The sequence below is a fragment of the Flaviramulus sp. genome, assembly GCF_982512915.1.
The window spans coordinates 12,957-31,112 of sequence record NZ_CEWOCJ010000021.1; the positions used below are offsets into that span (position 1 = coordinate 12,957).

The 18,156-nt window shown below is 30.7% G+C and carries 18 protein-coding genes; 8 read left to right on the top strand and 10 right to left on the bottom strand.

Features of this window, described 5'->3' with window-relative positions; translation table 11 throughout:
* The 5 genes from nqrE to AC1XJX_RS11710 all read right to left on the bottom strand — a co-directional run bounded on the left by nqrE (position 1) and on the right by AC1XJX_RS11710 (position 4,771).
* Positions 1 to 720: an NADH:ubiquinone reductase (Na(+)-transporting) subunit E gene (gene nqrE / locus AC1XJX_RS11690; protein WP_482004164.1), complete on the bottom strand. Its 720-nt coding sequence runs from the start codon at positions 718 to 720 to the stop codon at positions 1 to 3.
* Positions 721 to 795: 75 nt separating this feature from the next.
* Entirely contained in the window at positions 796 to 1,443 is a 648-nt protein-coding gene (locus AC1XJX_RS11695; protein WP_482004165.1) for an NADH:ubiquinone reductase (Na(+)-transporting) subunit D, read from the bottom strand.
* A 3-nt stretch (positions 1,444 to 1,446) separates the two neighbouring features.
* Positions 1,447 to 2,193 (bottom strand): Na(+)-translocating NADH-quinone reductase subunit C, encoded by a 747-nt coding sequence (locus AC1XJX_RS11700; protein WP_482004166.1) that lies wholly within the window; start codon positions 2,191 to 2,193, stop codon positions 1,447 to 1,449.
* 2 nt (positions 2,194 to 2,195) lie between these two features.
* Positions 2,196 to 3,419 (bottom strand): NADH:ubiquinone reductase (Na(+)-transporting) subunit B, encoded by a 1,224-nt coding sequence (locus AC1XJX_RS11705; RefSeq protein ID WP_482004167.1) that lies wholly within the window; start codon positions 3,417 to 3,419, stop codon positions 2,196 to 2,198.
* Positions 3,419 to 4,771, bottom strand: coding sequence for a Na(+)-translocating NADH-quinone reductase subunit A (locus AC1XJX_RS11710; protein ID WP_482004168.1), 1,353 nt, complete (start codon positions 4,769 to 4,771; stop codon positions 3,419 to 3,421). Before AC1XJX_RS11710 ends, AC1XJX_RS11705 begins: the two co-directional genes overlap by 1 nt.
* Positions 4,772 to 4,937: 166 nt before the next feature.
* On the opposite strand from AC1XJX_RS11710, the gene AC1XJX_RS11715 reads away from it, so the two are divergent.
* The 3 genes from AC1XJX_RS11715 to AC1XJX_RS11725 all read left to right on the top strand — a co-directional run bounded on the left by AC1XJX_RS11715 (position 4,938) and on the right by AC1XJX_RS11725 (position 7,176).
* Positions 4,938 to 6,188: a type IX secretion system plug protein gene (locus AC1XJX_RS11715; protein ID WP_482004169.1), complete on the top strand. Its 1,251-nt coding sequence runs from the start codon at positions 4,938 to 4,940 to the stop codon at positions 6,186 to 6,188.
* 106 nt (positions 6,189 to 6,294) lie between these two features.
* Positions 6,295 to 6,681 (top strand): Co2+/Mg2+ efflux protein ApaG, encoded by a 387-nt coding sequence (apaG, locus tag AC1XJX_RS11720; protein ID WP_482004170.1) that lies wholly within the window; start codon positions 6,295 to 6,297, stop codon positions 6,679 to 6,681.
* Between the two features lie 90 nt (positions 6,682 to 6,771).
* Entirely contained in the window at positions 6,772 to 7,176 is a 405-nt protein-coding gene (locus AC1XJX_RS11725) for a Dabb family protein (protein ID WP_482004171.1), read from the top strand.
* Positions 7,177 to 7,202: 26 nt separating this feature from the next.
* On the opposite strand, the gene AC1XJX_RS11730 is transcribed toward AC1XJX_RS11725, so the two are convergent.
* Together AC1XJX_RS11730 and AC1XJX_RS11735 are read right to left on the bottom strand one after the other, a co-directional pair.
* Entirely contained in the window at positions 7,203 to 8,195 is a 993-nt protein-coding gene (locus AC1XJX_RS11730; RefSeq protein WP_482004172.1) for a DUF6695 family protein, read from the bottom strand.
* Entirely contained in the window at positions 8,188 to 8,931 is a 744-nt protein-coding gene (locus AC1XJX_RS11735) for an NRDE family protein (protein WP_482004173.1), read from the bottom strand. Before AC1XJX_RS11735 ends, AC1XJX_RS11730 begins: the two co-directional genes overlap by 8 nt.
* 133 nt (positions 8,932 to 9,064) lie before the next feature.
* Between AC1XJX_RS11735 and pruA the strand changes: the two genes are divergently transcribed.
* From pruA to AC1XJX_RS11750, 3 genes are all read left to right on the top strand, one after another.
* Positions 9,065 to 10,693 carry an L-glutamate gamma-semialdehyde dehydrogenase gene (gene pruA / locus AC1XJX_RS11740; RefSeq protein WP_482004174.1) on the top strand — a complete coding sequence of 543 codons (1,629 nt, stop codon included), beginning with the start codon at positions 9,065 to 9,067 and terminating at the stop codon, positions 10,691 to 10,693.
* 67 nt (positions 10,694 to 10,760) lie between these two features.
* The gene (locus tag AC1XJX_RS11745; RefSeq protein ID WP_482004175.1) at positions 10,761 to 11,720 is read left to right on the top strand and encodes a tetratricopeptide repeat protein; all 960 of its coding nucleotides are present in this window, start codon (positions 10,761 to 10,763) and stop codon (positions 11,718 to 11,720) included.
* 57 nt (positions 11,721 to 11,777) lie between these two features.
* Positions 11,778 to 12,782: a tetratricopeptide repeat protein gene (locus AC1XJX_RS11750; protein ID WP_482004176.1), complete on the top strand. Its 1,005-nt coding sequence runs from the start codon at positions 11,778 to 11,780 to the stop codon at positions 12,780 to 12,782.
* On the opposite strand, the gene rsmG is transcribed toward AC1XJX_RS11750, so the two are convergent.
* Positions 12,772 to 13,401, bottom strand: coding sequence for a 16S rRNA (guanine(527)-N(7))-methyltransferase RsmG (rsmG, locus tag AC1XJX_RS11755; RefSeq protein WP_482004177.1), 630 nt, complete (start codon positions 13,399 to 13,401; stop codon positions 12,772 to 12,774). The two genes, AC1XJX_RS11750 and rsmG, sit on opposite strands and share 11 nt — an antisense overlap.
* Positions 13,402 to 13,543: 142 nt before the next feature.
* On the opposite strand from rsmG, the gene AC1XJX_RS11760 reads away from it, so the two are divergent.
* Together AC1XJX_RS11760 and AC1XJX_RS11765 are read left to right on the top strand one after the other, a co-directional pair.
* Positions 13,544 to 14,644 (top strand): fatty acid desaturase family protein, encoded by a 1,101-nt coding sequence (locus tag AC1XJX_RS11760; RefSeq protein ID WP_482004178.1) that lies wholly within the window; start codon positions 13,544 to 13,546, stop codon positions 14,642 to 14,644.
* Between the two features lie 22 nt (positions 14,645 to 14,666).
* Positions 14,667 to 15,851 carry a pyridoxal phosphate-dependent aminotransferase gene (locus AC1XJX_RS11765; RefSeq protein ID WP_482004179.1) on the top strand — a complete coding sequence of 395 codons (1,185 nt, stop codon included), beginning with the start codon at positions 14,667 to 14,669 and terminating at the stop codon, positions 15,849 to 15,851.
* Between the two features lie 58 nt (positions 15,852 to 15,909).
* Here the strand turns inward: AC1XJX_RS11765 and AC1XJX_RS11770 are convergent, their stop codons facing one another.
* A complete protein-coding gene (locus tag AC1XJX_RS11770; RefSeq protein ID WP_482004180.1) occupies positions 15,910 to 16,164 on the bottom strand; it encodes a hypothetical protein in 255 nt (84 codons plus the stop codon).
* Positions 16,165 to 16,661: 497 nt separating this feature from the next.
* Positions 16,662 to 18,155, bottom strand: a complete 1,494-nt coding sequence (locus AC1XJX_RS11775) for a TrkH family potassium uptake protein (RefSeq protein ID WP_482004181.1) — start codon at positions 18,153 to 18,155, stop codon at positions 16,662 to 16,664.
* Position 18,156: the final 1 nt, after the last annotated feature.

An 18,156-nucleotide genomic window follows, 5' to 3' on the forward strand; every position in this document is an offset into this window, starting at 1 on the left:
CTATTCATTTACTTTTGTGTTATTAGCTATCACTTTTTTATTTGAATCTTCTTTATAAGCTTCAACTTTTGCAGTTTTTTCTTCTTTAGGAGCTTCTTCATCACCACCAGTTAACATACCACCAAAACTCATAAAACCAATGGCCATTAAACCAGTAATAATAAATGTAATACCTAAACCTCTCAAGGCTGGTGGCACATTTGAATATCTAATTTTTTCACGGATAGCTGCTATAGCTAATATAGCTAAAAACCATCCAATTCCAGAACCTATACCATATATTGTAGCTAATCCCAAAGTTGGTATTTCACGAGATTGCATAAATAAAGAACCTCCTAAAATAGCACAATTTACAGCAATAAGCGGTAAGAATATACCTAATGAATTATATAAAGAAGGTGAAAACTTTTCCACTACAATTTCTACCAATTGCACCATAGTTGCTATGGTTGCAATAAACATAATAAATGATAGAAAACTTAAATCGTAATCTGCATATTCTGTCCCTAACCATTTTAAAGCTCCAGGTTGTAAAAGATATTGATCTAATAACCAGTTTAGAGGTACTGTAATAGCTAATACGAAAATTACTGCAGCTCCAAGACCAACGGCTGTACTAACTTTTTTAGATACTGCTAGGTAAGAACACATTCCTAAGAATGTAGCAAAAACCATGTTATCTATAAATATTGATTTAAAAAATAATTCTATATGTTCCATATTTTTTTTGTTTTAGTTGTTTGTTATTAATTTTGGTGATTTAATATCAACCAAAAACCATCAACTATAAACTATTTAATGATCTTCTATTAATGCTTTGTTTCTACTACGTTGTACCCAAATGATAATCCCTACAACTATTAAAGCCATGGGAGACAATAACATAAAACCGTTGTTTTCATATCCTATAGCATATAAACCTGATTTTTCAATTGGATCTCCTAAAACTTTAAATCCTAAAAGTGTTCCCGAACCTAAAAGCTCTCTGAAGAAACCTACAATTATAAGAATAAGTCCGTATCCTGCAGCATTACCAATACCATCAAGAAATGAACGCCAAGGACCATTTCCTAAGGCAAACGCTTCAAAACGTCCCATGATGATACAGTTAGTGATGATTAATCCAACAAAAACTGAAAGTGTTTTACTCAATTCATAAGCAAACGCTTTTAAAACTAAATCAACAATAATTACTAGAGCTGCAACAACAATAAGCTGAACAATAATTCTGATTTTTGATGGTATGATATTTCTCATTAAAGAAATAACTACGTTTCCAATTCCTAAAACAAATAATACAGATACTGCCATTACTATAGAGGCTTTTAACTCTGCAGTAATCGCTAGAGCAGAACAAATACCTAATACTTGAATGGTAATTGGATTATTATCTGCTAATGGATCTAGTATTAATTTGCTGTCTTTTTTTGAAAGTAAACCCATAAATTAATTATTTTTTAAATTTTTAAAGTAGGATACGTATAGCTTTAAATCACTCTTAATCATTGCTGATACACCATCTCCAGTAATAGTTGCTCCGGCAATGGCATCAACTTCGTTGTCAGTTTTATTTTCATTTTTTGGATCTGCATTTCCTTTGGCTACAGTAATACCTTTAAAAGTACCATCTGCTAATAAATGCTCTCCAATAAAATCATCCATAAAAAAACGCTGCTTTATGTTAGCACCTAAACCTGGCGTTTCTCCTTTATGATCAAAATATGCACCTTGCACTATCATATCTTCATCCATAGCAACATAAGCCCAAATAGCATCCCAAAGGCCTTTACCTCTTATTGGTGCTATATAGTATACTTTACCATCTTTCTCTCCAACAAATAAAGGTAACTTTCTTGCAACACCTGCTTTGGCATTAGTTTGTTCTTTCTTTACATCAATTAAATAAGCGTTATCATTTTCGGTAACTTCACCATCTTGGATTACCAATTGCTTTTTTATGTATTTTTTGAATAACTCAGGAGCATCAGCAGTAGAAACGAAATTAGCACTACTTTCATCATTTTCGTTTACACCCATAGCATACAAAATATTTTGTTGCTTTTCTAAACGTTTATTCTCATCAATATTAGGACTTAAAGACGACGCTGTAAATGCTAATAATGATCCCACAACTAATACCATCGTTATGGCAAAAATCATGGTATATGAATTTTTATCTGTGTTAACTGACATAATTATGCTGTTTTAACTTTTAAACGTTTCATTCTTCTATTAACATTTCCTTGCACCACATAATGATCAATAGTTGGTGCGAAAACATTCATTAAAAGAATGGCTAGAAATACACCTTCTGGATATGCAGGATTGAATACGCGAATCATAATGGAAATAAATCCAATTAAAAATCCATAAATCCATTTTCCTTTATTAGTTTGTGATGCCGTTACAGGATCAGTCGCCATATAAACAGCCCCAAATAATATACTTCCGATGATTAAATGTTGCCAAAAAGGAACACTCATTAATCCGTAAAATTTACTTGATTCAGATATAATACCAGCGTCTACAACAAGGTTAAATATTAATCCCATAATTAAAGCTCCTATTAAAGTTGACACTATTATTCTCCAACTACCTATTTTAGTAAAAATCAAAAATAAAGCACCAATAATGATTAAGAACTTAGAGGTTTCACCTACCGAACCAGGAATTAAACCCCAAAACATATCCCAATAATCATAAGCTACAGAATTACCCTGAGCATAACTTCCAAGTATAGTTTCCCCAGAAATAGCATCCAAATTTTGTCCTGCAGCGATCATTTGATCACGTTCTACAGCTCCATGTACCCATACTTTATCACCAGACATCCAAGTTGGATATGCAAAGAACAAAAATGCTCTTATAGTTAATGCAGGGTTTAAGATGTTCATACCTGTACCTCCAAAAACTTCTTTACCAATTATTACACCAAAAATTACAGCGACTGCTAACATCCATAAAGGAATATCAACAGGAACAATTAAAGGTACTAACATACCAGTTACTAAATAACCTTCTTCTACTTCATGACCTTTAATAATAGCAAAAACAAACTCTACCGCTAAACCAACGCCATAAGAGACTATTACTAATGGTAATACTTGCCATAAACCAACTATAAGATTATCTAAAGTCCAAAATGACGCTCCTAAAAATCCTTTAGCAGATCCTATTTCACCTAAAGCTAAGTAATGTTGATAACCAGCATTAAACATACCGAAAATTAAACATGGCACTAAAGCCATAATAACTGTATTCATGGTACGTTTTAAATCATCAGCAGCTTTTATATGCGTACCACCATGAGTTGTCTCATTTGGTAAATACAAAAAAGTATGAAGTGCAGAAAATGCAGGCAACCACTTTTTGCCTTTATTCTTTTCTTTAAAATTATGTAAATTTTCTTTTAAACCCATTATCCTATCTCTTTAAGCATTAAGTCTAAACCTTGTCTTATGATTTTTTGATGTGGTTGTTTAGACACACAAATAAATTCCGTTAATGCAAAATCTTCAGGTGCTACTTCGTACATCCCTAAAGCTTCCATTTCATCTAAATCTTGGTACATACAAGCTTTCAAGATTTGCATTGGATAAATATCTAGAGGAAAAACAGCTTCGTAACTTCCTGTTACCACAAAAGCACGGTGCTCTCCATTTGTATTTGTATTTAAATCGTATTTTTTGTTTGGTGTTAACCAAGAGAAAGTCAAGGCTCTAGATGTAGACACTTTATCAAAAATAGGTTTATTCCATCCAAAAAACTCATAATCATCACCTTCAGGTATTACAGTTACAACATTGCTGTAATAATCTAAAACACCATCAGGACGTATTTCTTTACCAGTTAAAACGTTACCAGAAATGATACGAACGTGAGCGTCTTTAGAAATACCTTTATCATAAATAATTGTTGCAATTTCACTACCAATTATTGTTTTAAAATATCTAGGTTTTTCTACTGAAGAACCAACTAAGGCTAAAACACGTTCTGGGTTAAATTTACCTGTTATAAGTAACTCACCAATAATTACCAAGTCTTGTGCATTAACAGTCCAAACAACCTCTGCTTTATTAACAGGATCAATTTTATTAATTAAAGTTCCAACATTTCCAGAAGGATGTGGTCCTGAAACTTTATGAATTGCAACACCAGACAAATTAGCAAATGGAGAACTAGAAGTCCCTATAGAAACATGTACTTTACCATCAGTAAGTTTTGTCAAAGCATTTACTGCCGCTTGTAATTCTAGCTCTTTCCCTTTTAAAGTAAAATCTAAATCGGCAGCCAATGGAGCACTTGCATACCCAGATATAAAAATAGCTTTTGGCGATTTATCAGGATTTGCAATAACATCATAAGGACGTTGCTTAACAAAAGGCCAACATCCAGAAGTCAACAAATGAGATTTAACACTTTCAGCAGTTGCACTTTCTAAATTAAACTTTCCGAAATCCTCAAAAGATTGAGTTTTGTCTGCTTCAATTTTGATGGCATCAATGCGTCTTTTTGGTCCACGAAGTACTTCTATAACTTTACCCGAAACTGGAGAGGCAAACTTAACAGCTTCATGAGATTTATCATAAAACAAAGTAGAGCCTGCTTTAACAGCCACACCTTCTTTTGCAACAAGTTTTGGAATAACACCGTGAAAATCTTCTGGCTTTATCGTGTGGTAGTTACTTACAACTGCTTGTTCAACAGTTTTTTCAGCTTCACCGATAAGTTTAATATCCAGACCTTTTTTAATACGAATGTCGTTTGACATATTATCTTTATTGAAATTAATTGTCTAAAAATCGGTGCAAAAATACGAATAAATAGACATAAAATTGATTCAATTATTTGCAACTTATTTATTTATATTGATTCTAAATAATCAAATACTTTTAAGTATAGATTTTGTTTATCTTTACAATAAAAACACAATAAAAATGCTAAAAAAGTTTAAACAAATTGTCATTTTTGTTTTAATCCCAATAATTTCTTTTTCTCAAATTGATGAAACTGATCCACCAGATTATATTAAAACAATTAATTTTAAATCAAACACACCCGAAACACAATTACCTATTTTAAAATTAGGTGAATATGTGGTTATGGAATTTGATGCTTTAAATGGAGATGAAGAAGATTATTATTATAAAATTGAACATTTTAATTATGATTGGACGCCTTCAGTATTAATAAAATCTGAGTATTTAGATGGTTTTGATAACCAAAGAATAAGAGATTACGAAAATTCATTTAACACCTATCAAATTTATTCTCACTACAAACTTACTATCCCAAATCAGTTTACTAAAGGCCTTCGAGTTTCTGGGAACTATATGATTTCCATTTTCAATGATGATAATGAGTTAGTTTTCTCAAGAAAATTTATGATTTACGAGGATAAGGTTAATGTAGGTGTTGCCATCAAACGAGCTAGAGACGTTAAATATGTAGAAGAAAAACAGCGTGTAGAAATTGTTGTTGCATCAAACAATATTCTTATTAATAACCCAATGCAAACTATTAATACTGTTATTATTCAAAATAACAATTTAAAAACATCCATTTCAAATATAAAACCTCAATACACTATTGGAAATCAACTTATTTATAAATATGATAGCGAAACTAGTTTTTGGGGCGGTAATGAATATTATTATTTTGAAAACAAAGATATTAGAGCAGCTAATACGGGTATACAATATATAGATTTGCAAGATTTGTATAACAATTATTTATACACTAATATTGGAAGAGCTAGCAGTCCATATACCTACAATCCAGATATAAATGGTAATTATGTTATTTTAAATATTGATGCTGAAGACCCCAGTATTGAAGCAGATTATGTCTGGATTCATTTTTCATTAAAATCAATTGAAGCTTTGAAAGATAAAAACATTCACGTTTATGGGAATTTTAACAATTACTCTCTAGATCACTCTAATTTAATGCAATTTGATGAAGCTAAAAATATTTACTACTGCTCTCTATTATTAAAACAAGGATTCTATAATTACAAATATGTGATATTAAGTCCCGATAATACTATTGATGAAGGTTTTATAGACGGCAATTTTTATCAAACTGAAAATAATTATAAAGTACTTATTTACTACAGAAATTTAGGAGAGCGTTTCGACAAAATTATTGGCATTGGCGAAGGTAATTCTGTTAATATCTCGAATTAAACTACCGTTTAACTAATATTTTAATCAAAGTAGTTAAAATGTAACGCCGTAAACTTAATATTGCTTATTTTTGTAAACATAAATATATGGTTTATTTATAGTTAACATGGTTGAACAAGTAACAAGCGGTATAAAAATTTCAGTAGAAACTAACTACGAAGGCTCATTTTATAAAAATTATAAAATACATTACGCTTTTGGATACACTGTAATTATAGAAAACCAGAGTAAAGACTCCGTTCAACTAAATGCCAGACATTGGGAAATCCTTGATGCTTTAAATAATCTTGAAATCGTTTCAGGTGAAGGCGTTATAGGGAAAAAACCGGTTTTAAAACCTGGAGAATCTCACACCTATTCATCAGGTTGTTTACTCACATCACCTTTTGGTGCCATGCAAGGTCATTACAGTATGGTGAATTTTACAACTACCAAAAAGTTCAAAGTTAATATCCCCGCTTTCAAGTTAAGTGCCACTTTTGCCATAAATTAATTTATTAGTAATTTATAATAAATTAAACTTTATTGCTTTGATTTTGCATTTTAGCTAATTATCGATTTTAAAATCTCAAAATAAATCCATATGAAAATTTATTCACTTTTATTATTAGCACTTTTATTATTTTTAAATTGTAATAAAAAAATCACGAATAAAGATTCAGAGTTAATGAAAACAGAAAACACATCTAAACTTTTAAGACATGTTGTAATGTTTAAGTTTAAAGATTCAACTTCATCTACAAAAATAAAAATGATAGAAAAAGCCTTCATAGAATTACCATCCAAAATATCAGAGATTAAGGATTTTGAATGGGGTATAAATAATAGTCCTGAAGACTTAAATAAAAAATTTACACATTGCTTTTTACTAACATTTGATAGTGAAGCATCTAGAGATATTTACCTTCCTCACCCTGAACATATCCAGTTTGGAAAACTATTAACACCTCACCTTGAAGATGTTCTTGTTGTTGATTATTGGAATTAATAAAAAAAATGTTCCTTAAAAAATATTTAAGATACTTTATCAAACCTATAAATTTTCTCATTCTGTTTTACATGGAAGAATTTGCAGTTTGAATAATGAATAAACTCAAATTCTAAATCGTAGTTAAAGGAAGCATCATCAACCACAAAAGTATCATGAACATCAATATGCCCATGCGGTGAAATTCGTTTGAAATGATATTCTACATGATGCCCAATTTTATGTAATTCAAACCATGCACCAGCTGCAATACCAGATAACCATTGCGCTTTTTCATGCAAATTATCTACCGGCTTTGGTTCTAAAGTACCGCTAAAATTTGGTTTATGATCTTTTAATTTATCTAAAAAACATCGTAAATTTTCAGTTTTTTGTGAACCTTCAAATTTTGAAATTACACCAGTATCATTAACTTCATAAACATAGTTTTCTGTATCAGCCAATAAAACATTACCTACTGTACTAGGAGTAAACCATTTAGATTTTTCTAATTTATTTTTAATATTTAAATCTGTAACTGAAGCTATCAAACTATCAGTAACAAAACGAGCACAATTACAAGCATCTTTTATAAAAGCTGCATACCTTATAAAATGTTTATTTTGCATAGTAGTTATGTGCGCTCGGGCATGCGTATAATCAATAGCATTACAAACAGAAGCAACAAGCTTTCCGTCTCCGTGGGTTATTTTTGGGTGTGTTGCTAAAAATTTTAAAATTGCCTCTAAATTTTGAATTTTATCGTTTTCTATTTGTGCTTTTAATGGGAAATGCAATTCATTATCGGTATCTCTTCCTCTAACCCTACCAGAAGGCTCAGGGGTTATATATCTTCCAAAATCATGATATTCTAAAACACCTGTCTCTTTATTAATCAAAACTAAAGCTGCATGTCCAGCACGTAAATAATTTTTTTTACCTACACCTAAATACCTCAAAAAAGGGGAATACCATTCATCAGCAACCATAACAATGGTTTCTGGATATGCCAAGGTTAAAATAATACCAGAATTACTCATTAATAGTTAATGGGAGATTAAAAATTTTAGAAGAAATGATGTTGTTTTCAAGACTTTCATAATGCATTTCTAGAGTATTGTTTTCTTTAGTAATTTGAGTAATACTGGTAGTTTTTATAAAGCCACGATTCATAATAACACCATATTCATCATTATTACTACCTGCTTTTTTATGAAAATTTAATATTGTTTTAGATTCCAAATTATTTTCAGATTTAAAATCTTGAAACCAATTTAAACGTTCATTTCTCATAAATTCACTGTACAAAGTAGAAGAAGACCAAATCTTAGCCTCAAGAGGTAATCTAGTAAAGTATTGTCTATTACCATCCCAAACTAATTCAAAAAACTTTAAATCAATATTCCAATCTACAACTACCATTGTAAAAGGCTCTATATCAGTAAAATTATAATTCTCTATAGTTTCAATCAAATCACTTGAAGTCATAAAATCATTTACAACCAAGCCTCTACTTTTAATGTAATACTGTTTTCTTATATGTGACTTAAAACCCCCATTAAGTAAACAAACTACTCTATTTTTATCGCTTATCCCTATCCATGTCCCATTAGAAATCACATCTTTTGGAAAAAGTAATTTCGTATTATCAATATGATAAAAATCTGGAGCTAAAGATATTCTACAAGGGGCTTCATCCCTATTAGATGTGAGTACAAAATCGTTATTTTTTTTTGGAATTATGGTAACTGTACACATGTAAATTATTGTCTTCAAACGGTTTTACAACTTACAAAAATAAAGTAAATATTAACACTTATTTGACAAAACTAGAAACCTTTATTTGATTTAAAAATTCGTAGTTTTGTAATATATTTAATGATAAATTAATAACAAAAAACAAAAAATCATGGGAAAAGGCTTTTTTAATGTACCAATTGCCGTAAATGAACCTGTAAAATCTTATGCTCCAGGAACACCAGAAAGAGCAAACGTTTTAGAAGCGTATAAAACAATGTTTAATAGTAAAATAGACATTCCTTTATATATCAACGGTGAAGATGTTACAACTGGAAATACTAGAACGATGTCGCCACCTCATGATCATAAACATATAGTTGGAACTTATCATTTAGCTGAAAAATCTCATGTAGAAGAAGCAATTTCAACAGCTTTAGAAGCAAGAAAATCATGGAGTTTAATGCCCTGGGAGCAACGTGCTGCTATATTTTTAAAAGCTGCTGAGTTAATTGCAGGGCCTTACAGAGCAAAAATAAATGCTGCAACTATGATTGCGCAATCTAAAACCGTTCATCAAGCTGAGATTGATGCTGCATGTGAGTTAATAGATTTCTTGCGTTTTAATGTGCAGTTCATGACAGATATTTACAATGAACAGCCAAAAAGTACCAGTGATGCTTGGAATCGAATTGAATATCGTCCACTAGAGGGGTTTACTTACGCCGTTACACCTTTCAACTTTACAGCTATTGCAGGGAATTTACCTGCATGTATGGCATTAATGGGTAATGTGGTAGTTTGGAAACCTAGTGATAGCCAAGTGTACTCTGCAAAAGTAATCATGGACATATTTAAAGAAGCTGGGGTTCCTGCTGGAGTTATTAACGTGGTATTTGGAGATGCTGTTATGATTACTAATACTGTGATGGCAAGTCCAGATTTTTCTGGGTTACATTTTACTGGTTCTACTTTCATCTTTAAAGAACTATGGAAACAAATAGGAAATAATATTCATAATTATAAAACCTATCCAAGAATTGTTGGAGAAACTGGTGGTAAAGATTTTATTGTAGCACACAAATCGGCTCATCCAAAACAAGTAGCTACTGCTATTGTTCGTGGTGCCTTTGAGTTTCAAGGACAGAAATGTAGTGCTGCTTCAAGAGCTTACATACCAAAAAGCTTATGGAGCGATGTAAAAAATATGATAATTAAAGATGTGAAATCTTTCAAAATGGGTTCCCCTGAGGATTTGAGTAACTTTATTACTGCCGTAATTCACGAAGGCTCTTTTGTTAAATTAGCTAAATACATTGATCAAGCTAAAGCGGATAATGATGCTGAAATTATTGTTGGTGGTGGTTATGATAAAAGTATAGGATATTTTATTGAACCTACAGTTATTGTTGCGAAAGATCCAAAATACACAACGATGAGTACCGAGTTATTTGGACCTGTAATTACTATTTATGTTTACGAAGATGATGCTTACGCTGAAACTTTAAAATTAGTTAATGAAACTAGTGAATACGCTTTAACTGGAGCTATTCTTTCAACAGATAGATATGCTATTACTCAAGCTACTGAAGCTCTTCAAAATTGTGCTGGGAATTTTTACATCAATGATAAACCAACTGGTGCTGTAGTTGGGCAACAACCTTTTGGTGGTGCCAGAGCATCAGGCACTAATGATAAAGCTGGTAGTTCACAAAATTTATTACGTTGGGTATCACCTAGAATGATAAAAGAAACGTTTGTAACACCAACAGATTACCGGTATCCATTTTTAGGTGAATAAAAATTAGTTATCTTTAATAACATTACCCCAACACTAAAATGGCATATTATTTGTTGTTCAAAAAGCTATGAGAGAAAAAATTATTTTACTGCTTATTTTATTTCCAACACTTGTTTTTTCACAAGTAAATAAAATTTTTAGACAAGCCAATAGAACTACAGATTTAAACGAGAAAATCTTACTTTTAACACAAGTTATTGATCTTGAACCAAAAAATTTAGATGCTTATTTTTTTAGAGCTATTGCTAAAAATGATTTAGGTGATTATCTCGGAGCCATAGTTGATTATTCTAAAATAATTGTTGAAGAACCGGACGCAGACACCTATTATAATAGAGGCAACTCTAGATATAGCTTAAAAGATTTTACTGGAGCAAAACAAGATTATGCTAAGGCCTTTATGCTAGACGAAAATTTTACAGATGCGTTATATAGTTTAGGCTGCGTCAAGTATGATTTAGGAGAATATCAAGATGCTATTAAGGATTTCTCAAACGTACTTAAGGTTGCCCCAAATGAATCTAAAGTATACACTTTAAGAGCAAATGCTTATAAAGCTTTAGAGGATTTTCAAAATGCATTAGAGGATTACAACACTGCTATTTTAATTGAACAAACAATTGACTCATATTACAGTAGAGGGCTATTTTTTATTGATATAAAATACTATAAAGAAGCTATTAGAGATTTTACCATAGTATTAAGAGCCGATAAAAATAATGCCTATGCCTATTTTTATAGAGGTGCATCAAACTTATTTTTAGGAAAATTTCTTGATGCTATTTCAGATTTCTCGAAAGCTTTAGAATTTGATGCTATGGATTTTGATGCTTATCTTGGTTTAGCAATGTCATATAATAAAGTAAATGATGTTGTTAACGCTAAAGCTAACTTTGAAAAGGCTAACTCTATAATTGCCCCAAATGAGTCCATTTCAAGTATTGAGCAATACGGAAACACATTCTGGTTCATAAACCAATATTTTTATTTTAATAACAGTATTAACGAGCTCATCAAATTAAAATAAAAATTTTAAAAGAATTACAAAAGGAGTTTAAACAATATAATTTTTCGTAATTCTAGTATGAGAATTATACTAACCATCACACTTACGCTAAGTTCTTTGCTTACTTTTAGTCAAGTCCATAAACTTTTTAGCGAGGCATTACGAGAAGACACCTCGCAAACAAAAAAGATTGAACTTTTAAACCAAATAATAGCCTTAGAGCCAAAAAATTTAGATGCATATTCTGTTAGAGGTCAAATAAAAAATGACTTAGGAGACTTTTCAGGAGCTATTTTTGATTATTCAAAGATAATTATGGAAGCACCAGATTCATATACCTACCTATACAGAGGAGATGCTAGATATAAAATGGGTAATATTGAAGGTGCAAAACTAGATTATAAGAAAGCTTTAGAACTAGATAAGAGTTTAGTTGAAGCTCGGTATGGCCTAGGAACTATTAAATATGGCTCTGGTGATTATAATGCCGCTTTTTTAGATTTCAATGTAATAATCACAAATTTTTATTCAAACAACAAAGATTTTTCAAAATTCGACACCTTCAAAAAATCGTTATGGATGAGAGCTTTAACATATGAGGCTTTGGAACAGCCTTACGAAGCCCTAAAAGATTATACAAACATTATAACTTATGACCATACCTCTGAAAATTATTATAACAGAGGTGAATTACTTATAAAATTAAAACTATATGCTGAGGCAAATAAAGATTTTAAAAAATCTGTATCCTTAAACAAAAAAAACTTATTTGCTTATTTTTACAAAGGCGCTTCTAACTTATATTTAGGTGATTTTTTAAAAGCAATTTCTGATTTTTCGGAAGTAATTAAATATGATTCCACAGATTTTGATGCATATCTTGGTTTAGCAATTGCCTATAAAAAATTAAAAGATTCAGAAAAAGCTAAACAAAATTTCGACATGGCAAACCAAATAATTTCTCCTGATAAAACTATAAATTCAATTCTGGACTATTCGAATACGTTCTGGTTTAAAAATGAATATTTTTATTTTAACCATTATATTAACGAATTAATGAAATTAAAAAAAGTTAACCCTTAAATTTTAAAGGCAAATGAACCATTTTTTTTGTCTCATAAAAATCTTCAGAAAAATAATCACTTAAGTTATAAATAGTAGCATTCTTGTAATCATTTAATTCTTCAGACAAATCCCCTCCCTTTAAATACAAAATGCCATTTTTTAAATCCTGCTTTTGCTCTTTAGCTATTTTTCCTTTTACCCAATGCACAAAAGTAGGCATTGCTGCTACTGCTCTACTTACAATAAAATCATAAGTATCATTAATTTCTTCCACTCTACTATGCGTGGTTTTTACATTTATTAACCCTAAACCCTCAACTACTTCATCAACAACTTTCAGTTTTTTTGCAATACTATCAACTAAATGGAAGGAGCACTCAGGAAACATGATTGCTAATGGGATACCTGGAAATCCACCACCTGTCCCAACATCTAGAATTTTACTACCATCTTTAAAACTTATTACTTTGGCAATACCTAATGAATGTAAGACATGGCGCAAATAAAGCTCATCGATATCTTTACGAGAAACGACATTAATCTTTAAATTCCAGTCTTGATAAAGAGATTCCAGAAGACTAAATTTATGAATTTTATCTTGAGAAAGATTAGGGAAATACTTTAAAATGAGCTGCATTTTTGTTAAATTTTCAACAAAAATATACTTTTTAAATACATTATTTTACAAAAAAACGTTATTACTTAACTTCGAATATACCTATCTTTGTAACAAATATGTTAATTCGGAATTTTCAGAATAGCATATTAAATTTAATAGCATGACTAAACAGACATTATCATTTTCAAGAACCGACTCCGCAAAATTCTTTAGAACTCTCAACAAACGCGTTAATGATTATTTTAAAGATAACAATGTAAAACGTACTGGAAACTGGAAAATTTGGGTAAAAACAATTGTAATGTTTTCTTTATTTTTAACGCCTTATTTTCTAATCTTAACCCTAAACATTCCTGGATGGGCTCAATTATTACTTACCGTAGTTATGGGAATTGGCATGGCAGGTGTTGGGATGAACGTGATGCATGATGGGAATCATGGCTCTTTTTCTAACAAAGAATGGATTAACCGATTAATGGGAAGCAGTATATATATACTTGCTGGAAATGCATATAATTGGAAAGTACAGCATAATGTTTTACATCATACTTACACAAATATTCATGGTCATGACGAAGATTTAGATGCTGGTCGCATATTACGATTCACTAAACATTCTGAATGGAAATGGCATCATAAATTTCAACATTACTATTCTGTTTTACTTTATGGGTTGTTGACAATAAACTGGGCAATTACAACTGATTGGCAACAAATGCGTCGTTATATGAAACGCAAATTGTCATACGGAAAATTCCCAAATCCAGTTTGGAATTGGAGTAAATTAGTAATTTCAAAAATAATTTACGTCGCAATTTGGATAGTATTACCTATGATGTTTTTAGAAATTTCTTGGTGGAAAATTTTATTAGGTTTTTTTGTTATGCATTACACTGCAGGATTAATTTTAAGTGTTGTTTTTCAACTAGCTCATGTTATGGAAGATGCTGAGATGCCATTACCAGAACCAGATGGTACCATGAAAAATACTTGGGCTATTCATCAATTAAAAACAACTATTAATTTTAGTACAAATAATAAAATTGTTAATTGGTTTACTGGTGGATTAAACCATCAAGTAGAGCACCATATTTTTCCACATATAAGTCATGTACATTATACTAAAATATCAAAAATAGTTAAAGAAACTGCGAAAGAATTTAACTTACCATACAACGAATATAAAACAACCCGTAAGGCTATTATTGCTCATTTTAAATACTTAAGAGAGATGGGAATGAAACCAGCTTTACAAGTCTAACCAAATTATTTATTATAATTTAATGCAATTACTATCAGATAGAATTTTAAACATGGCTACGTCTGCAACGTTAGCTATGGCTGCAAAAGCACGCGAACTTAGAGGCGAAGGAAAAGATATTATTGGTTTAAGTTTGGGAGAACCAGACTTTAATACTCCTGATTTTATTAAAGATGCAGCTATTCAAGCAATTAATGAAAATTACAACTCATATTCACCTGTTGACGGCTATGCTGATTTAAAAGACGCCATAATAACTAAATTTAAACGAGACAATAATTTAACATATACTCCTGCGCAAATTGTAGTTTCTACCGGAGCGAAACAGTCTTTGGCAAATATAGCTGCGGTATTAACAAACAAAGGAGATGAAGTTATATTACCTTGCCCATATTGGGTAAGTTATGCAGATTTAATAAAACTAAATGATGGTATTCCTGTTGAAGTAAAAACTTCAATAGATACCGATTTTAAAATGACACCTTCTCAACTTGAAGCTGCCATTACACCAAACACTAAGATGATTTGGTTTAGTTCTCCATGTAATCCAAGCGGTTCTGTTTACAGTAAAAAAGAATTAAGAGCTTTAGCAGATATTTTAATAAAACACCCTAATATTTATGTGGTCTCGGATGAAATTTACGAACATATAAATTATGGTGAAGGTCATGCGAGTATAGCTGAATTTGAAGATATGTATGATAGAACCATTACAGTAAACGGGGTTTCTAAAGCCTTTGCAATGACTGGATGGCGTATTGGTTATATTGGTGGGCCTGAAAAAATAGCACGTGCTTGTAACAAAATGCAAGGCCAAATTACAAGTGGTGCTAATTGTATTGCACAACGCGCTGTTATTACCGCTTTAAATGCATCTCCTTCTAAAGTGCAATACATGATTGATGAGTTTAAAGTGCGTCGTGATTTGATTTTAGGATTATTAAATGACATTGAGGGCTTTAAAACCAATATCCCAGAAGGTGCTTTCTATGTATTTCCTAATATTACACATTACTTCGGAAAAACGCTTAGGGGTAAAAAAATAAATAATGCTTCTGATTTATCAATGTATTTGCTCGAAGAAGCCTTAGTAGCTACTGTGGATGGTGATGCATTTGGAAATCCAGATTGTATTCGTATTTCATATGCTGCTTCACAAGAACAAATTATTGAAGCAATAAAACGTATAAGAGAGGCTTTAAGCTAAAAATAAATAACATAATCATAAAGCCGCTAATAATTTATTAGTGGCTTTTTTAATATCTTTAATTGAAAATTAAAAGTATGATAATAAGAAATAAAGATAGCTTTAAAGCTATGCCTGAATGACAGCAAGTAGTATAACTTCTACTTTTTACACGTTGACGAATTCCAAATATTGATTTTGAAGAAACATTTTTTAAACTCTCAGTTACTAATGACTTATATTCAGAATTTAAAAAACCTAAAGGCTCACTAACTAAGTCTTCATTTTTTTTACGTAAAGACTCTAATTCTTGAAGTGTAATTACTAATTCCATAATTAATTATTTTTGGTTGTTATAAAAAGAAGACGTTCATACGAACAAAATGTTACAATCTCAATAATGAATAAAAAAGGTTAAAATATTTTCTTAAAAAGAATTTGCAAGCAATATTGGTAATGAATAATTAATAATTCTTTTAGATTAGATCTCCAAAAAAAAATATAATTAAAAAAATAAACATACAAATTAACGACTCAAAATTGAGTTATTTTATCCTAGAAGATTCTTTATTCAATAAAAAAATCCAGATAGACACAGTAAAAAAATTATTATACACAATTAATTTTAAAACCAGTAACGTTTACATTTGATATAAAATTGGGTATTTTTAGTGTAATAACAGCCAAAATGCAAAAGTATTACTGTAAAAAGTTTTTTTGAAAATAATTGTATTTTTATATGGTGGATAATATAGTATTTTTGTAACTATCTAATATTTAGTGTTATACAAAAACGATAACTAAAAAAAATATTTTAGTTAATATTTTAATTTATCTATTCCTCCAGAAAAAAGGTGTTAATAAAATAAGAACTGTAAACAACTCTAAACGACCTATAAGCATTAAAAAAGACGCCCACCATTTACCCAAAGCAGGCAATTCGTAATAGTTGTTTACCGGTCCAAAATCCCCTAAAGCTGGTCCAACATTACCTAATGTGGATGCAGCTAAACCAATAGCAGATCTAAATTCAATACCAAGTATAGAGAATCCCAAAGATCCAATAATAAATGACAACATGTACAGAATAAAGAACCCTAAAATATTAAATACAATATCACCAGATATGGCTCTTTTATTATAGCGAACTGGCAATATAGCATTTGGATGAAGCGTACGTTTAAACTCTAAAAAGCCATTTTTTATCAATATTAAGTGCCTAACAACCTTAACACCTCCAGAGGTACTTCCAGCAGAACCACCTAAAAACATTAATCCGAAAAAGAAAACCATTAAAAACGGGGTCCATAATGTGTAATCTGCAGTTACAAAACCGGTAGTAGTAACTATTGATAAAACCTGAAATAATGCATGTCTGAAAGAACTCTCAGCTCTTCCCCATACCATTGGATGTGGTATGGAAGATTCTGAAATATTAGCCCTAAAATATATGATTAAAGCTGCAATAATTGTAAAAATAGCAATGAACTTAAAATACAATTTAAACTCTTCGTCATGAATAATTTTTTGCACTTTCCCTTTAAATGCGAAATAGCTTAAAACAAAATTTGTCCCTGCTAGAAACATAAATAATATGATAATATATTGAATAATTGGATTGCCATTCCAATAAGCTACACTGGCATTTTTTGTAGAAAAACCACCTGTTGATAACGTACAAAGTGCATGATTAATAGCATCAAAAAAAGACATACCAGCTACTTGCAATAAAATGGTTTCGGCTGCAGTGTATCCAAAATAAATAAGCCATAATCTCTTTGCTGTATCTGTAATTCTAGGATGTAATTTATCAGCACTTGGTCCGGGTGCTTCCGCAGCAAAAAGCTGCATACCTCCAATTCCCAACAATGGTAAAATTGCTATGGCCAATACAATAATCCCCATACCACCAATCCAATGTGTTAAACTTCTCCAAAACAAAACACCTTTTGGAACAGCTTCAATATCATTTAAAATAGAAGCACCAGTTGTTGTATAACCAGAAATAGTTTCGAAAAATGCATTTGTAAAACTAGGGATACTTTCAGTTAAAACATAAGGCAAACAACCTGATAGCGACATAATAATCCAACCAAAGGTTACTACAATATAGCCTTCGCGTTTATTCATTTCTTTGTTATGGTTTTTTGTAAAAATCATAACCAATAAACCCGCTATTAATGTGGTAATCCCTGCTAAAAATATTTCTAGTGTAACGCCATCTTTATATATCAAACTTATCAGAGCTGATAAGAGCATAAAACCACCATTAAATAATAACAGTAATCCTAAGAAATGGAAAATAATTTTGTAGTTTAATTTCATC

Excerpts from the sequence above, each read along its gene's own strand:
- nqrE (WP_482004164.1), bottom strand. The coding sequence starts at position 720 with ATGGAACATATAGAATTATTTTTTAAATCAATATTTATAGATAACATG.
- AC1XJX_RS11695 (WP_482004165.1), bottom strand. The coding sequence starts at position 1,443 with ATGGGTTTACTTTCAAAAAAAGACAGCAAATTAATACTAGATCCATTA.
- AC1XJX_RS11700 (WP_482004166.1), bottom strand. The coding sequence starts at position 2,193 with ATGTCAGTTAACACAGATAAAAATTCATATACCATGATTTTTGCCATA.
- AC1XJX_RS11705 (WP_482004167.1), bottom strand. The coding sequence starts at position 3,419 with ATGGGTTTAAAAGAAAATTTACATAATTTTAAAGAAAAGAATAAAGGC.
- AC1XJX_RS11710 (WP_482004168.1), bottom strand. The coding sequence starts at position 4,771 with ATGTCAAACGACATTCGTATTAAAAAAGGTCTGGATATTAAACTTATC.
- AC1XJX_RS11715 (WP_482004169.1), top strand. The coding sequence starts at position 4,938 with ATGCTAAAAAAGTTTAAACAAATTGTCATTTTTGTTTTAATCCCAATA.
- apaG (WP_482004170.1), top strand. The coding sequence starts at position 6,295 with ATGGTTGAACAAGTAACAAGCGGTATAAAAATTTCAGTAGAAACTAAC.
- AC1XJX_RS11725 (WP_482004171.1), top strand. The coding sequence starts at position 6,772 with ATGAAAATTTATTCACTTTTATTATTAGCACTTTTATTATTTTTAAAT.
- AC1XJX_RS11730 (WP_482004172.1), bottom strand. The coding sequence starts at position 8,195 with ATGAGTAATTCTGGTATTATTTTAACCTTGGCATATCCAGAAACCATT.
- pruA (WP_482004174.1), top strand. The coding sequence starts at position 9,065 with ATGGGAAAAGGCTTTTTTAATGTACCAATTGCCGTAAATGAACCTGTA.
- AC1XJX_RS11745 (WP_482004175.1), top strand. The coding sequence starts at position 10,761 with ATGAGAGAAAAAATTATTTTACTGCTTATTTTATTTCCAACACTTGTT.
- AC1XJX_RS11750 (WP_482004176.1), top strand. The coding sequence starts at position 11,778 with ATGAGAATTATACTAACCATCACACTTACGCTAAGTTCTTTGCTTACT.
- rsmG (WP_482004177.1), bottom strand. The coding sequence starts at position 13,401 with ATGCAGCTCATTTTAAAGTATTTCCCTAATCTTTCTCAAGATAAAATT.
- AC1XJX_RS11760 (WP_482004178.1), top strand. The coding sequence starts at position 13,544 with ATGACTAAACAGACATTATCATTTTCAAGAACCGACTCCGCAAAATTC.
- AC1XJX_RS11765 (WP_482004179.1), top strand. The coding sequence starts at position 14,667 with ATGCAATTACTATCAGATAGAATTTTAAACATGGCTACGTCTGCAACG.
- AC1XJX_RS11770 (WP_482004180.1), bottom strand. The coding sequence starts at position 16,164 with ATGGAATTAGTAATTACACTTCAAGAATTAGAGTCTTTACGTAAAAAA.
- AC1XJX_RS11775 (WP_482004181.1), bottom strand. The coding sequence starts at position 18,155 with ATGAAATTAAACTACAAAATTATTTTCCATTTCTTAGGATTACTGTTA.